The sequence below is a fragment of the Lysobacter sp. CA196 genome (assembly GCF_052078695.1).
In the GTDB taxonomy this organism is placed as follows: domain Bacteria; phylum Pseudomonadota; class Gammaproteobacteria; order Xanthomonadales; family Xanthomonadaceae; genus Lysobacter.
Map to the genome: position 1 here is coordinate 1 of NZ_JBQJIN010000033.1, position 15,919 is coordinate 15,919.

The 15,919-nt window shown below is 66.8% G+C and carries 8 protein-coding genes and 2 pseudogenes; 4 read left to right on the forward strand and 6 right to left on the reverse strand.

Annotated features, from left to right (window positions below; all coding sequences use genetic code 11):
* Window positions 1-489: 489 nt before the first annotated feature.
* Window positions 490-973 (reverse strand): annotated as a pseudogene (locus tag ACTOWK_RS20645) (N-acetylglucosamine-6-phosphate deacetylase); the annotation flags it as partial.
* Window positions 974-1,293: 320 nt separating this feature from the next.
* On the opposite strand from ACTOWK_RS20645, the gene ACTOWK_RS20650 reads away from it, so the two are divergent.
* Entirely contained in the window at window positions 1,294-3,090 is a 1,797-nt protein-coding gene (locus ACTOWK_RS20650; protein ID WP_441331969.1) for an Ig-like domain-containing protein, read from the forward strand.
* Between the two features lie 117 nt (window positions 3,091-3,207).
* Window positions 3,208-3,429 (forward strand): annotated as a pseudogene (locus ACTOWK_RS20655) (isocitrate/isopropylmalate family dehydrogenase); the annotation flags it as partial.
* A 39-nt stretch (window positions 3,430-3,468) separates the two neighbouring features.
* Here the strand turns inward: ACTOWK_RS20655 and nagA are convergent.
* The 5 genes from nagA to ACTOWK_RS20680 form a co-directional block, all read right to left on the reverse strand.
* Complete coding sequence (nagA, locus tag ACTOWK_RS20660; RefSeq protein ID WP_441331970.1) at window positions 3,469-4,584, reverse strand: N-acetylglucosamine-6-phosphate deacetylase; 1,116 nt, start codon at window positions 4,582-4,584, stop codon at window positions 3,469-3,471.
* A complete protein-coding gene (locus tag ACTOWK_RS20665; protein ID WP_441332002.1) occupies window positions 4,581-5,357 on the reverse strand; it encodes a DeoR family transcriptional regulator in 777 nt (258 codons plus the stop codon). Before ACTOWK_RS20665 ends, nagA begins: the two co-directional genes overlap by 4 nt.
* A gap of 33 nt (window positions 5,358-5,390) precedes the next feature.
* On the reverse strand, window positions 5,391-6,716 hold the full coding sequence (locus tag ACTOWK_RS20670; protein WP_441331971.1) for a D-tagatose-bisphosphate aldolase, class II, non-catalytic subunit: 1,326 nt from the start codon (window positions 6,714-6,716) through the stop codon (window positions 5,391-5,393).
* 70 nt (window positions 6,717-6,786) lie between these two features.
* The gene (locus ACTOWK_RS20675; protein WP_441331972.1) at window positions 6,787-7,728 is read right to left on the reverse strand and encodes an ROK family protein; all 942 of its coding nucleotides are present in this window, start codon (window positions 7,726-7,728) and stop codon (window positions 6,787-6,789) included.
* Entirely contained in the window at window positions 7,721-8,875 is a 1,155-nt protein-coding gene (locus ACTOWK_RS20680; RefSeq protein ID WP_441331973.1) for an SIS domain-containing protein, read from the reverse strand. Before ACTOWK_RS20680 ends, ACTOWK_RS20675 begins: the two co-directional genes overlap by 8 nt.
* A 373-nt stretch (window positions 8,876-9,248) precedes the next feature.
* On the opposite strand from ACTOWK_RS20680, the gene ACTOWK_RS20685 reads away from it, so the two are divergent.
* The gene (locus tag ACTOWK_RS20685; RefSeq protein WP_441332003.1) at window positions 9,249-12,548 is read left to right on the forward strand and encodes a TIM-barrel domain-containing protein; all 3,300 of its coding nucleotides are present in this window, start codon (window positions 9,249-9,251) and stop codon (window positions 12,546-12,548) included.
* 313 nt (window positions 12,549-12,861) lie between these two features.
* Entirely contained in the window at window positions 12,862-15,813 is a 2,952-nt protein-coding gene (locus tag ACTOWK_RS20690) for a TonB-dependent receptor domain-containing protein (protein WP_441332004.1), read from the forward strand.
* Window positions 15,814-15,919: the final 106 nt, after the last annotated feature.

Here is a 15,919-nt window from a genome sequence, read left to right on the forward strand (position 1 = left end):
GACTTGCTTCAGCGTCGTGACGATTTGGCTCTCGGTGAATTTGCTCTTGCGCATCTGGGTCTCCTTGGGGCTAGTTTGCCTGGAGACCTCTGGTTAGGGTTGGAGTGAGTTTACGGGGAGGCGACACTGGCACTAGCCCAGGAGAGCCTATCAAGAGGGTTACAGCCGTCTAGACTCGGTTCTAGCCAGCTAGGTATCAAACTTCCTCTGGCGACCCTATTCGCACTCGCGGAGTTGCGCTCTCCTGCGCTGACCCAGCAGCTCGAATGGCATTGAACGACGCGTTTTAATCACCCGATGTTTTGTCAAATTACGGGATTCGCCCGATGCTCTGCCTTTTACAGCGGTGCTCCGATGTCGGGTCGTCTGCGCGGCCGTCCCCAATTCCGCTCGCTCGCGAACAGTAATCGGTCACCTAGTAATCAACCTCGCGATGCCGCTGGAGACGCTCGCTTGAAAGGCGAAGCAGTTGGGCAGCAAGGGAGCGAATCAAGCCAGCCCGACAGCCCGCCCCGCAACTACCACCCGAACAACCGGCAACTGCGCATCCAGCACCAGCAAATCCGCGCAGGCCCCAGACTCCAGCCGACCGCGATCGGTCAAGCCCAAGTAGTCGGCGGGGAAGGCCGAGACGCGAGACGCGAGACGCGATGCGCGGCGTCGGCGAGGTCCAGGCCACTTCGATCAGGTTGCGCAAGGCTTGGTCCATGGTCAGTGCGCTGTCGGCGAGCGAGCCGCGGGCCAGGCGCACGCAGCCGAGGTATTTGTGCACGCACTGCGAGCCCAGTGCGTATTCGTCGTCGGGCATGCTGGCGGCGTCGGTGACGGCGTACAGGCGCGGGATGGCGCGCACGGCGAGGCGGATGGCGCCGGGGTACACGTGTTGCAAGTCGGGGATCAGTTCGGCGTATTCGGCGTGGGTGGGGGCGGCCGCGGCGATGCCGGGTTTGTAGTGGTAGACGCCGGTTCCGCCGGTGGGCAGCACGTCCACGGGGGGCATTGGCCAGTTCCCAGGCGATGTTCAAGCCGTTGTCATCACCGTGACGAGCGCCGCATTAATCGGAAATCGCCAACTTGACAGGCGGGTCGTCGCGCACCACAGTCGGCAGCGTCCTATAGCGCTGCACATGCATGCAGCGCACTGCGCGGATCAGCAACTGGCCGCGTAACGATCGTCATTGTTCTCTGGGGGGAACGGCCGCGCCGCAGCAGGTTTGCCGCGCGGCTCGAAAAGGTTGGCGCATCCGCGCCGGCCTCCTTCCCTATCCACCAGGTATCTGGAGAACACACCTAATGAGCATCCGATTGACAGGAATTTTGCTGTCCGGCTTTTTGCTGGCGGCCTGGCTGTCGCCCGCGCACGCGCAGAACGTCAGCTGCACGGGGATCGCCGAATGGAACGCGGCCACCATCTATAACGCGGGCAGCAAGCTCGTCTATCAGGGGCGGCTGTACCAGGCGACTATGTCGATCTGGAATACACCGCCCACGCACTGTCCCAGCTGCGGCTACTACCAGGATCTGGGCGCCTGCAGCGCTGGCGGCAACTCGCCGCCAACGGTCGCGCTGACCGCACCGGCGAACGGCGCGACCTTCACTGTTGGCGCCACCATCACCGCTACGGCGAATGCCGCCGATGCCAACGGCACCGTCGCCCAGGTGCAGTTCTTCCGTGGCAGCACTTCGCTGGGCATCGACACCACGTCCCCCTACAGCGCGACCTGGACCAATGCGGCCGCGGGCAGCTACGCGATCACTGCGGTCGCCACCGACAATGCGGGCGCCACCACTACGTCGGCAGCGGCGAACATCACCGTTAATACGACCACGCCCGACACCACCGCACCCAGCGTGCCGGCCGGACTGGTCGCGACGTCGGTGACGTCGTCCACCGTCAACCTGAGCTGGAACGCCTCCACCGACAACGCGGGCGGCAGCGGCATCGCCGGCTACGATGTCTACCGCAATGGCACGCTGGTGGGCTCGCCTGCCGGTACGTCCTTCAGCAACACCGGCTTGGCCGCGTCCACGGCCTACACCTTCCGCGTGCGCGCCCGCGACAACGCCGGCAACGCCTCGGCGCAAGGCACGCAGATCAGCGCGACCACCAGCGCCGGTGGTGACGGTGGCGCCCTGCCGCGCCATGCGCTGGTGGGGTACTGGCACAACTTCACCAATCCATCCGGTCCCACCTTCCCGATCAGCCAAGTCTCCAACGACTTCGACGTCATCGTGGTCGCCTTCGGCGACGATGCAGGCAACGGCGCCGTCAGCTTCACGGTCGATCCGGGCGCCGGAACCGAAGCGCAGTTCAGGGCCGACGTGGCCGCGGCGCGCGCGCGTGGCAAGAAGGTCGTGCTGTCGCTGGGCGGCCAGAACGGCACGGTGACTCTGAACAATGCGACGCAGGTCGCCAACTTCGTCAACAGCATGGAGGACCTGATCCGCTACTACGGTTTCGACGGCGTGGACATCGACCTGGAAAGCGGTGCGGGCGTCTACCACGGCGCGGCCGTGCAGACCAACCTGGTCACGGCCGTCAAGCAGCTCAATACGCGCATCGGTCCGTCGTTCTACCTGTCGATGGCGCCCGAGCACCCGTATGTCCAGGGCGGCTTTGTCGCGTACAGCGGAATCTGGGGCGCCTATCTGCCGATCATCGACGGACTGCGCCAGGAGCTGGACCTGATCCACGTGCAGTACTACAACAACGGCGCGCTGTATTCGCCGTACAGCCAGAACGGCTTGCCCGAGGGTTCGGTCGACATGCTGGTCGGTGCCAGCCTGATGCTGATCGAGGGGTTCAGGAGCAACAACAACACCGGCGTCGTCTTCAACGGCCTGCGGCCGGACCAAGTGGCGTTCGGACTGCCCTCGGGACCTTCCTCGGCCAACAGCGGACAGGCGTCGTCCACCACGATCGCCAATGCCCTGAACTGCCTGACGCGGCTGCAGAGTTGCGGAACCATCCGGCCGCAGCAGGCCTATCCCACCTTCCGCGGCGTCATGACCTGGTCGGTCAATTGGGACCGGCACGATGGTTTCAACTTCTCAAGGCCGGTGCGGGCGACGTTGAACACCTTGCCCTGACCGGCAGCGAAAAAGTCGGGGGCGGGCAAGGCTTCGCCCGCCCTCCAACTTCTCTCTACTCGGCGCCCTTGGTGGGCGCCGATTTTTTGTGTCGCCTCCCCGTAAACTCATTCCAAGACCGGTCGCAAGAAGGTCGTGGTCGTGCACAAGGCCAACATCCTGAAGTCGACCTCGGGCCTGTTCCTGAGGACCGCGCGCGAGGTGGCGCAGCAGTATCCAGACCTCCAGTGCAACGAGATGAGCGTCGACAACACCTGCATGCAGTTGGTGACGCGTCCGGAGCAGTTCGAGATCATTGTCACCACCAGCCTGTTCGGCGACATCATCTCCGACCCGTGCTGCCTGACAGGCGAAGCAGTTGTGCAGCAATAGATCGAATCAGGCCAGTGCGACAGCCCGCCCCGCAACCACCACCCGCACGACCCGCAACTGCGAATCCAACACGACCATATCGGCGCATGCGCCGGGTTCCAGCCGGCCGCGGTCGCTCAGGCCCAGATAGTCAGCGGGGAAAGTAGAGACGCGATGCGCGGCGTCGGCGAGGTCCAGGCCCACTTCGACCAGGTTGCGTAGTGCCTGGTCCATGGTCAGTGCGCTGCCGGCGAGCGAGCCGCTGGCGAGGCGCACGCAGCCGAGGCATTTGTGCACGCGTTGGGAGCCGAGGGCGTATTCGCCGTCGGGCATGCCGGTGGCGGCGGTCGCGTCGGTGACGGCGTACAGGCGCGGGATGGCGCGTAGTGCTAGGCGGATCGCGCCTGGATGCACATGCTGCAGGTCGGGGATGAGTTCGGCGTATTCGGCGTGGGCGAGGGCGGCCGCGGCGATGCCGGGTTGGTAGTGGTCGACGCCGGTCATGCCGTTGAACAGGTGAGTAAAACCGGCGGCGCCGGCGCGCAGTGCGGCCAGGCCTTCTTCGTAAGTGCCGGCGCTGTGGCCGATCTGGACGCGGATGCCGAGGGTGTTCAACAACGGGATCAGTTCGGTGTGGCGGCCGATTTCCGGCGCCAAGGTGAGTACCCGGATCGGCGCCAGGGCGTGCAGGCGTTGCACGGATTCGAAGGTGGCTTCGACGGTCAGCGGCGGCTGCGCGCCGAGGCGTTGCGGGCTGATGAAGGGGCCTTCCAGGTGTACGCCGAGGATCTGCGCCGCGTCCGGGTCGGGTTCGGCGATGGCGGTGGCCAGGCCGCGCAGGGCGTGGACGATGTCGGCCTCGGCGGCGGTCATGGTGGTGCCCAGCAACGCGGTGGTGCCGTGGCGTACGTGGGTGCGCGCGATGGTGCGTGCGGCGTCGCCGCCTTGCATCAGGTCGACGCCGGCGGCGCCGTGCACGTGCAGGTCGATGAAGCCGGGCAGGACGATCAGTTCGTCGCCGTCGACGTCTGTTTCGACCGGACCCTCTTCGATCGCACGAATCTTGTGATCGAAGCGGATGCGCCCGCGGCGCCAACCCTCGGCGGTCAGGATGCGGCCTTGCAGGTGCTGCAGTTCGGTCACGGCAGTGGCTCGGCGATGATCAATTCGATGCCTCGTTGTTGCAGACCGTCGCGGTAGCGGTCGTCGATGCCGGCGTCGGTGATGACGGCGTGGGTCTGGTCGAGGCGGGCGATGCGGTGCAGGCTGACCCGGCCGAACTTGGAGGCGTCGGTCAGTACCACGATGCGGCGGGCGCGCTCGACCATGCGGTGGTTGAGGCGCGCTTCGGCTTCATCGTGAGTGGTCAGGCCGAACTGCAGGTCCAGGCCGTCGACGCCGAGAAACAAGGTGTCGAAGCTGTAGGCGTTGAGGCTGGCTTCGGCCTGGCTGCCTTGCAGCGACAAGGACTGCTTGCGCAGCGATCCGCCGGTGAGCAGCACGTCCACGCCGGGGGCGTTGGCGAGTTCCCAGGCGATGTTGAGGCCGTTGGTCATCACCGTGACGTCGCGATGGCCGCGCAGGTGGCGGGCCAGGGTCATGGTGGTGGAGCCGGAGTCGATGATGATGTTGTCGCCGGCCTGCACCAGTTGCGCGGCGCGCGCGCCGATGCATTCCTTCAGCGGCAGGTTCAGCGCATCCTTCTCGTGGATGTCCTGTTCCAGCGGCGGCGTGCGCACCAGGGTGGCGCCGCCGTGGGTGCGGGTGGCCAGGCCCTGCGATTCGATATGGCTGAGGTCGGCGCGGATGGTCACGGCCGACACGTCGAAGCGCTCGACCAGCTCGGCTACCTGCACCGAGTTCTGCTCGATCAGGCATTGCAGGATCTGCTGCCGGCGTGAGCGGGTATTGCGTATGGCCATCTCTGGATCCGCAGGAAAAGCCGAAGATTAGCCGTTCGCCACAGCGTCGGCCGTGGCAGGCGCGCGCTCGCCGGCAGTGTTCGCAGCGCAGGCGCGGGCGTATTCGTCCAGGCACAGGCCGATGCGGTGGCGGACCAGGGCCTCGGGCGTGTTGGCCAAGGTGCCGGCGCGCACTGCGCGGTATTGTTCGGGCAGGTATTGGCTGAGCAGGAACGCCGGCGGCGCATGCGCGCGCAGGTTGTCGAACAAGCGTTGCACGGTGGCGACCAGCACCGGTTCGCCCCAGTAGTAGCGGCAGCGGTCGCTGAGTGCGTACAGGCGCAGCAGGTGCAGCTCGCGCTCGTCGCCGTGGTAGTGCTGCTGCCAGTGCTTCGGGTTGTCGAGCATGCAGCGCTCCAGCACCTGCGGCACGTTCGAGCATTGCGCCGGCGGCAGCAGTTCGGCTTCGATCGCGGCCAGCGCGAACAGCGCCTCGCGGTAGGCGAAGGTGGCGGCCGGGCCGACCTTGAGGATGGCGAAGTGGTCGCGCACCAGCGCGTGCAGGCCGTCTTCGCGCTGGTAGTCGGTGGAGTGCGCTTCGAACACGATGCGCGGCTGGCGTTCGAGGAAATCGGCCAGGGCCGCGGCTGCGACAGCGTCGTAGTCGTGCACGCTGCTGTGGTCGAAATCGACGCCGGGCTGCACCACCATCGCGATCACTCGCTCCCAGGCGGCGGCCAAGTCCGGTGCGGCGAAGGCGTCGCGGTGAATGGCCAGGGTCTGTTCGGCCGCTTGCGGGGTGGTCACGGCCAGGCCGGCGGCCAACGAGGCTTCGCCGCCGGGCACCGGCACTTCGGTGCCGATCACGTACACCGGCGGCGACAGGCCGTGCGCGGCGGCGGTGCGTTCGGCGATGCGCGCCAGTTCGGCCGAGCGCGCGGCGACGGTGGCGTCCGCCAGCGGCGTCGGATCGTCGGCGCAGGACATGCTGCAGTCCAGGTGGATCTTGTGGAAGCCGGCGGCGACATAGGCTTCGATCAACACGCGCGCATGCGCCATCGCTTCCTCTGCCGGGCGCTTTTGCCAGGCGTTGGGGCCGAGATGATCGCCGCCGAGCACCAGGCGTTCCGCGGGGAAGCCTTCATCGTGCGCCAGCGCCAGCACGTAGTCGCGGTACTGCGGCGGGGTCATGCCGGTGTAACCGCCGAACTGGTCGACCTGGTTGGAGGTCGCCTCGATCAGCAGCAAGGTGCCATGACGGCGGGCCACGTCCATCGCGGCGCGCAGCACCAACTCGTTGCTGCAGCACACGCTGTACAGACCGACATTGCGGCCCTGGCGATGGGAGGCGATCAGCGATTGCACGGGCGACATGGCGGAACTCCAACGCGGTTCAAGACGAACGGTGCTCAGGACGAGTGCTGCTCGTGAGGAGCGGAGAAACTCAGGACAGCGCCGGCCGCCAGGCCAGCAGCGCGGCGCCGCGGGCGCCGCCGGCGCCGCCGAAGCGCGGCGGCACGATCGGTGGCACCTGCACGCCAATGAACAAATGCGTGGCGACTGCGGACGGCAGCGCGTCGTACAGCGGTGCGTGTTGCGACAAGCCGCCGCCGAGCACGATCACGTGCGGATCCAGCGCCAACACCAAGGCCGCCAGGCTGTGGCCGAGCAGGTCGAGATGGATGGCCAGGACGTCGCGTGCACGTGCATCGCCGGTTTCGGCCAGGGCGATCACCGCGCCGGCATCGACGGCGGCACCGCCGAAGTAGTGATGCAGCGCGACCAGGCCGCTGCCGGAGACATAGCGTTCGATACAGCCGCGCAGGCCGCAGGCGCAGTCGAGCACGGGCAGGCCGTGGCGCTGCAGCAGATGCGCGGGCACGCTCCAGTGGCCCCATTCGCCGGCCAGGCCGTTGAAGCCGACCACCAGCCGGCCGTGCAGGCAATAACCACCGCCGGCGCCGGTGCCGAGGATCGCGCCGAACATGCTCGGGTAACCCTCGGCGGCGCCGCCATGGGCTTCGGATAAAGCGAAGCATTGCAGATCGTTGCCGAAGTGCAGCGGACGGCGCAGCCGCGTTTGCAGGTCGGCGGCGACGCTTTCGCCGGTCAGCGCCGGTACGTTGGCGCTGAGTTGGCGGCCGCTGCGGCGATCGCGCACGCCGGGCAGGGCGATGCCGATCGCGGTATCGACGAGTCCGAGTTCGGCATCGGCTGCGGCTACCAACTCTTCCAGCGCAGCCAGGAAGCCGGGGTAGTCGCCTTGCGGGGTGGCGATGCGCAGGCGGTGGCGCACTTCCAATGCGGCATCGCAGGCGACCAGCTCGATCTTGGTGCCGCCGATGTCGATGCCGTAGCAAATCGCGGAGGGCAGCGCTTCAGCCATGGTGGATGGTGACGCCCTTGACCACCCGGTTGACGGTGCCGTCCGGGAAGGGATTGTCCGGGGTCAGGCCGAGCGCGGCCGAGCGCTGCAGTGCGTACATCTGCGCGAAGCCCAGCCACACCGGCGCCAGCCAGGTGTCGTCCAGCGGCGGCACGCGCAAGCTGTGGTCGTCGTCGGCGCCGATGTCGGCGTGCGGGCCGATCGCCAGCACTTGTCCGGCCACGCCGTCGCGGCGTAGTTCGTCCAGCAGGTCTTGTTCGTAACGGCGCGCCAGCGCGTGGGCGCTGCGCACCACCACGACGAGGGTGTCGCCGTCGAGCGTGGACTTGGGGCCATGGCGGAAGCCCAGCGGCGTGTTGGCCAAGGCCAGCACCCGGCCGGCGGTGAGTTCGAGCAGCTTCAGCGCGGCTTCGCGCGCCAACGCTTCGAGCGGGCCGCTGGCCAGATAGATGACGCGGTTGAACGGCCGCTGCGCGAGCGCCGCGGCCGGCGCGTCCCACTGCGCCAGACCCTCGCGCACCGATGAGGCCAGCTGCGGCAGCCGCTCGATGCGCTGCGGCCATGGCGCGGTGTCGAACACGCTCAGCGCGGTCAGCAGCATGCAGCTCAGGCTGCTGGTCATGGCGAAGGCGCGGTCGCAACTGGCCGGCGGCATCTGCAGGGTGCAGGTGTCGTCGCGGCCGGCGCCGCGGCGGGCCAGCTCGCCTTCGGGATTGCAGGTGATGTCGAGGAAACGCGCGTGTTCGACTTCGGCGCGCACCACCTCGACCGCGGCCACGCTTTCCGGGCTGGAGCCGCTGCGGGCGAACGACACCAGCAGGGTCGGGCGGTCGCGCTGCAGGTACAGCGCCGGATGGGTCAGCAGGCTGGTGGTGTGCACGGCGCGCACTTCGGCCGGCCATTGCGCATTGATGCGGTCGGCGACCATGTCGGCGATGAAGCCCGAGCTGCCGGCACCGGTGAACAGCACGCGCTGGCGCGGGTCGTCGAGGCAGTCGCCGAGGAAGGCCTGCACGCGTTCGCGTGCCTGCGCCAAGTCCTGTGCCAGGCGATCCCACAAGGCCGGTTGCTGGGCGATCTCGGCGGCGGTGTCGGCTCCGCCCAGGCGTTGCCAGGCGGAGGAGTCGGAAAGTGGGGTTAGGTCCATGGAGGATTCCTGTTGAGCGAGGGCACGATCTGTGTTTTCTTTCGGAAAGTCAATTATCGAAAGTAAAACAAAAGAAATCGGCCATATTTGTGTCGTGACCGGTGCCGCTGAATTAAAACGAAAGATTCGATCGAATTGGCTTTCGTTGCGGTATTAACAGGGGTTTTTGACTTGTTTGGAAAGTATTGCATTGCACAAACTTTCGTTTTACCGAATAAATTCTTCCTTTTTTCTTTCAATTCATTGACAGCTTTCGAAAGCCTGCCCTAGAGTCGGCCGCAGCACATTTCGAAGCCCGCCGAGCGGGCCTGGGGGTAAGGTGGAATTCCGCGTGTGTCGTCCGCGACTGTCGATTGCGATCCTGGCTGCGCTGATGGCCTCGGCGTTGCCGGCCGCCGCCGAACCGGTCGGCAACCTGCGCGCGATCCGCGCCGCTGCCGGCGCGACGCCGAGCTGGGAGTTGAGCACCGACAGCGGCAGCCTGCTGCGCATCGAGGTTCTGGCCGACGACATCGTGCGCGTGCAGGCGGGGCGCCGCGGCAAGCTGGCGCCGGCCGGCGACAAGGCCGCGCCGATCGTGTTGCCGCAGCCGGCCACCCAGGTCGCCGCCACCCTGGAAGAGGACGATGCCGAAGTGCGCGTGCGCACCGGTGCGCTGGTGCTGCATATACAACGGCAACCGCTGAAGCTGCGGTTGGAACGGATCGACGGCGAGCGCCGCACGCCGCTGTGGCAGGAACTGCAGCCGCTGGACCTCGATGCGGCGCAGAGCGTGCAAGTGCTGTCTTCGCAAGCCGACGAGGCCTTCTACGGCGGCGGTCAGCAGAATGGCCGTTACCAGTTCAAGGGCCGCGAACTGGAAGTGTCCTATTCCGGCGGTTGGGAAGAGGGCGACCGCCCGAGCCCGGCGCCGATGCTGCTGAGCTCCCGCGGCTGGGGCATGTTGCGCAACACCTGGAGCGATGGCAGCTACGACTTGCGCCAGTCCGACCAGGCCACCTTGCTGCACCGCGAGGATCGCTTCGACGCGTATTACTTCGTCGGCGAGCTGCCGCGCCTGCTCGAACGCTATACCCGTTTGACCGGCCGTCCCGGCCTGCTCGCGCGTTGGGCGTTGTCGTATGGCGATGCCGATTGCTACAACGACGGCGACAACGGCAAGAAGCCCGGCACCGTGCCGGAAGGCTGGCACGACGGCCCCACCGGCACCACGCCGGACGTGGTCGAGAGCGTGGCACGCCAGTACCGCGAACACGACATGCCGGGCGGTTGGATCCTGCCGAACGACGGTTACGGCTGCGGCTACAAGCAACTGCCCGAAACGGTGAAGGGCCTGGCCAAGTACGGTTTCCGCACCGGCCTGTGGACCGAGAACGGCGTCGACAAGATCGCCTGGGAGGTCGGCACCGCCGGCAGCCGGGTGCAGAAGCTCGATGTGGCCTGGACCGGCAAGGGCTATCAGTTCGCGATGGACGCCAACCAATCGGCGTTCAACGGCATCCTGCACAACTCCGATTCGCGCCCGTTCCTGTGGACGGTGATGGGCTGGGCCGGCATCCAGCGTTATGCGGTGGCCTGGACCGGCGACCAGAGCGCGAGTTGGGACTACATCCGCTGGCACGTTCCGACCCTGATCGGCTCGGGGCTGTCGGGCATGGCCTACGCCACCGGCGACGTCGACGCGATCTTCGGCGGCAGCGCCGAGACCTATACCCGCGACCTGCAGTGGAAGGCCTTCACTCCGGTGCTGATGGGGATGTCGGGCTGGTCGTCGAATGCGCGCAAGCATCCGTGGTGGTTCGACGAGCCTTACCGCAGCATCAATCGCGATTATCTGAAACTGAAGATGCGCCTGACGCCGTACATGTACGGGCTGGCGCAGCAGGCCGCGCAGACCGGCGCGCCGCCGGTGCGCGGGCTGATGTGGGACTACCCGCAAGACCCGCACGCGCAGGACGAGGCTTACAAGTATCAGTTCCTGCTCGGCCGCGACTTGTTGGTCGCTCCGGTCTATCGCAGCCAGGCCGCGAGCCGCGGCTGGCGGCGCGGCATCCATCTGCCGGCCGGCAGATGGATCGACTATTGGGACGGGCGCAGCGTGCAGGCCGGCGCCGCCGGCCGCGAGCTCGATCGTCAGGTCGATCTCGCAACGCTGCCGCTGTTCGTGCGTTCCGGCGCGATCCTGCCGATGTACCCGGCCATGCTGTTCGATGGCGAAAAGCCGCTCGACGAAATCACCTTCGACCTGTACCCGCAGGGCGATTCGCAGTACGCGCTGTACGAGGACGACGGCAATACCCGTCGGCATGAGCAAGGCGAGTCGAGCACTCAACAAGTGCGCATGAGCGCGCCGGCGCAGGGCAGCGGCCCGGTGACGGTGCGGATCGACGCCGTGCAGGGGCAGTATCAAGCTCAATTGCCGCAGCGCCGCTATGCCTTGCGCGTGCTCAGCCGGCAAGCGCCACGTGCGGTTTCGCTGGACGGCCGCGCCTTGCCGAAACTCGCCGATGCCGCTGCGCTGCAGGCGGCAAGCGAAGGTTGGTATTTCGATGCCGCCGAGCGCAAGGGCAGCGTGCACGTGCGTACCGCCGCCACCGACATCCGCAAGCCGTTGGAGTTGGCGCTGGATATCGCCGTCGCCGCGGCTGCGGCCGACGACGCGTTCCCGGCGGCGCCGGCCCAGGGCCGCGCTTTGCCGGCCGACAGCCTGCTGGTGGTCAATCGTCCCGCCGAAGAACCCGGCCATGCGCTCGAGAACGCTTTCGACGACGATGCCAAGACCTGGTTCCGCAGTGTGCGTAATCAAGCCGTCCGCACCGGCGCGCACGAGTGGACCATCGGTTTCGGCGAGCGCAAGTTGATCGACGGCATCGAGCTCGCACCGCGCAACGACAAAAACTGGAAGCACGGCCAAGTACGCGACTACGAGGTGTACCTGGGCGACAGCAACGGCGAATGGGGCGAACCCATCGCGCGCGGCCGCCTGCAGCTCAAGCAGGAACTGCAGCGCATCGACTTCCCGGCTCGCGCCGGCCGACTGCTGCGCTTCCGCGTGCTCAGCGTGCAGAACCCCGAGGGCGATGGCGCATCCAGCACCGACCCGATGGTCACGGCCGCCCAGAACGGTGCGGCGCGCGCGGTCGATGCCTTGCAACCGCGCGATGTCGGCCCGATCGCGCTGTCGAGTTTCCACATCCTCGAACACCAGCAACCGGAGCGGCCGGCACAGCAGCGCTATCTCTCCGAGCTGCCGTTGCCGGCCGCGCTGGCCGGGCAAGTGCGCGCCGACCATGCCTTCCGTGGCGACGCTGCGCTGCGCATGAACGGCCTGTTGTTCCGCCGTGGCCTGGGCGTCGGCCCGAGCAGCCGGATCGACCTGCGCCTGCAGGGCCAGTGGCGGTTGCTGCGCGCCGACCTCGGCATCGACGACGCCTGCCGCGCCGCCGGTGGCCTGCAATTCCAGGTCTGGGGCGACGACCGCCTGCTCTACGACAGCGGTTTGGTGAAAGCGCCCGGCGTGGTCAAACCGGAGCTCGACATCCGTGGTCTGTCTTCCCTGAGCCTGCGCACGCTCGGCGCGCAGGGCAGCCAACCCACCCAGGTCTGTGCGAACTGGGCCAATGCCGCGCTGGTCGGCGAGGAGGGCGACAGCGTCAGCATCCTCCCGCCATGAACCGATCCAACTCGTGACACCGAACCGCCAAGACCCGACACACGCCATCGAATACACGACAGCGAACCGCTAACGCCGAACACGCGACACCTAACACCTAACACCTAACACCGAACACCGAACACCGAACACGTAACACCGCTCCTCCCCCCGCTCAAACCGACTGCGGCCGTACGGCCGCGGCCCGGGATCGCTGTTGCCTTTCGTCCGCCATCCGCGCCGCAGATCCGCCAGGAGAGTTCCGATGTTGCCCGCAAGCCGCCGCCCGCGCCGTCAACGCGCCAATCGCCCATCCCGCATCACCGCCACCCCGTTGTCGTTGGCCCTCGCCGCCGCGCTGCTGGGTCACGTTTCTTTCGCTGCCGCACAGGATGGCCCGAGCAGCACGACCAGCACGGACGGCGCCGAGAAGACCACCGAACTGTCGCGCATCGAAGTGACCGGTTCCAACATCCGCCGTCTGGATGTGGAGACCGCCTCGCCGGTGCAGGTGATCAGCAAGCAGGACATCGAGAATATGGGTGCTCGCACCCTGTTGCAGGTGCTCGACAACCTGCCGGCCGCGCGTCCGGCGCAGCAGGATTCACGTTCGCTGTTCACCGGCTCGGACGGCGCTTCGCAGGCCAATCTGCGCGGCCTCGGCGCGCAGGGCACCCTGGTGTTGTTGAACGGTCGCCGCCTGTCGTACTACGGCGCGCCGGCCGGCTTCCAGACCCAGTTCGTCAACATCGACGCGATTCCCGCCGCGGCGATCGAGCGCATGGAAGTGCTGACCGACGGCGCCTCGGCGGTGTACGGCACCGACGCAGTGGCCGGCGTGATCAACGTGATCACCAAGCGCAACTACCAGGGCGCGGAAGTCAGCGTGAGCACCGACAAGTCCTCGCGCATCGATTCCTATGGCGAGCACCAGGCCAGCATCACCGCCGGCTTCGGCGACCTCGACGAGGACCGCTACAACGTCTACGCCTCGGTCAACATGTACCGCCGCGATGCGATCCCGCTGAGCGACTTCTACGACAAGCGTCCCGACCAGTACTACGTCAACAACCCCAACTACCTCAAGAACCTGCGCCTGGGCACCGGCAGTAAGCCGGGCGTGTTCAACCCCGGCACCTACTTCGCCATCAATCCAAGGACCGGCGCGCGCGTGCAGGAAGCCGCGCCGGGCTGCAACAACGTGCTCACCGGCGAAGCCGCCGGCCCGCGTTGCATCTGGCAGTCCTGGATGAACAACGAGATCGATGCCGGCGCCGAGACCGAACGTTTCACCGGCTACGTCAACGGGCATTTCCTGGTGGGCGAGAACACCGAGGCCTTCGCCGAGTTGACCTATACCGACATCGACTTGCGCGCCAACGGCGGCACGCCGCGTTCGTTCGGCAGCACCACCGGCAACCCGACCAGTTGGTTCTCGCGCAACACCGGTAATGCGGTCAACCAGTTCCGCTATCCCTTCCTGGGCCCGAACAACGAGTACAACCACGCGAGCCCCGAGCTCAGGGCGATCAATGGCGGGGTGGTGGGCCTGCAGTACCTGTTGCAGGATGTCGGCGACAACTACTTCGGCCAGCGCAATACCGACAAGAGCTACCGCGGGCTGTTCGGCCTGCGCGGCAGCATCGGCGACTGGAACTGGGAAACCGCGTTCGCCACCGCCGGCACGCACTCGGTCACGTATCAGACCATCAACGTCAACCTGGACGGCTTCCGTAAGGCGTTCGGCCCGTTCACCGTCGACCCGGGCACCGGCCGCGTGATCATCTCCGATCATCCGGCGTACAAGTTCGGCGAGATCAGCGAAGCCAATGCGGCTTTGTTGCGCGAGGCTTATCCGACCTTCGACATCCAGTCCTGGACCCGCCTGCATACCCTGGACGGCAAGATCGAGGGCCCGCTGTTCAACCTGCCGGCCGGTGAAGTGCGAGCGGCGTTCGGCTTCAACGTCAGCCGCGAGACCTTCTACACCCCGGGCAACGAAGACGCCGCCAACGGCCTGATCACCCAGCAGGGCGGTTCGTGGTTCGACGGCAAGCGCAACACCTACGCGTTGTTCGCCGAGGCGGTCGCGCCGCTCACCGACAAGCTCGAACTCGACGCCGCGCTGCGCGTGGACAAGTACCCGAACTTCAGCGCCAACCTAGCGCCGAAGATCGGCCTGAAGTACCAGGTGTTGCCGCAGTTGCTGTTGCGCGGCACCTATTCGGAAGGCTTCCGCGCCCCCAGTCTGGCCGAGTCCGGCACCGGCGGCGTGTTCGCCCAACTCGGTGGCTTCCGCGATGAGCTGCGCTGCGCCGAGACCAACGCCATCGCCAACCTGTTGCGTCAATCCCGCCGCGGCGGCGACGTCGACCTCGGCAACTCGCTGCTCAATACCGATTGCAGCCGCACCGTGGCGCGCATGACCCAGCCCAACCAGGACCTGGAGCCGGAGAAGGCCAAAATCGCCACCCTGGGCTTCGTGTTCGAGCCGCTCGACTGGCTGTCGGTGTCGGCCGACTACTGGTTCATCTATCGCCGCAACGAAATCGCCGCACCGGACTTCAGCAAGGAGCAGGACATCGTGTCGATGGCCCGTTCGCCGATCACCGACTCCGACCGCGCCGCGCAGGCGGCGTTGGCGGCGATGTGCGCCGACCCGGCCAGCGGCGTGGCCTGCCCGGGCACCTTGCCGGGCTACAGCGTCGGCAACGTGGCCAGCGTGGTCGGCCAGTACAAGAACCGCGGCCGTACCCTGGTCGACGGCTTCGACATCGACGCCCGCACCCGCTTCTCGCTGGGCGAGTGGGGCAGTTTGAACGTCGGCGTGGCCGCCACCATCGCGCGCCGCAAGGAAGCCTACCTCGACGATGAGAGCGGCTGGTACTACGGCAACACCGTGGGCTATCACAGCAATCCACGCCTGCGTGCCACGATCAACGCCGACTGGACCTACCGCCAGTTCACCACCAGCTTCTTCGTCAATTACGTCGGCCACACCAAGTGGGCTTGGGACCGCGTCGATGCGGAGGACAACAACCCGGAAACCTGCACTGCCGGGTTCCTGGCGGTGCCGGAAGCGCAGTGCGACGGCGTGCCGTCGTGGTGGACGGCCAACCTGAGCCTGGCCTGGCGTCCGACCGACAAGCTCAACGTCGGCTTCACGGTCAAGAACTTGTTCGATCGTCAGCCGTTCTACGACCCGAACAGCTTCCTTGGCGATTCCAGCGACTACGCCAGCATCCTCGGCCGCAGCTACAGCGTCACGGTCGGCTACAAGTTCTGACGAAACAAGCGCCGAAAAAAACGCGCCGGCATTGCCGGCGCGTTTTTTTTGTCCGATCCCGGAAGCGTCGCCGCCCTGAAGCAGTTCGCGTCGGGCTGTTGCGTCA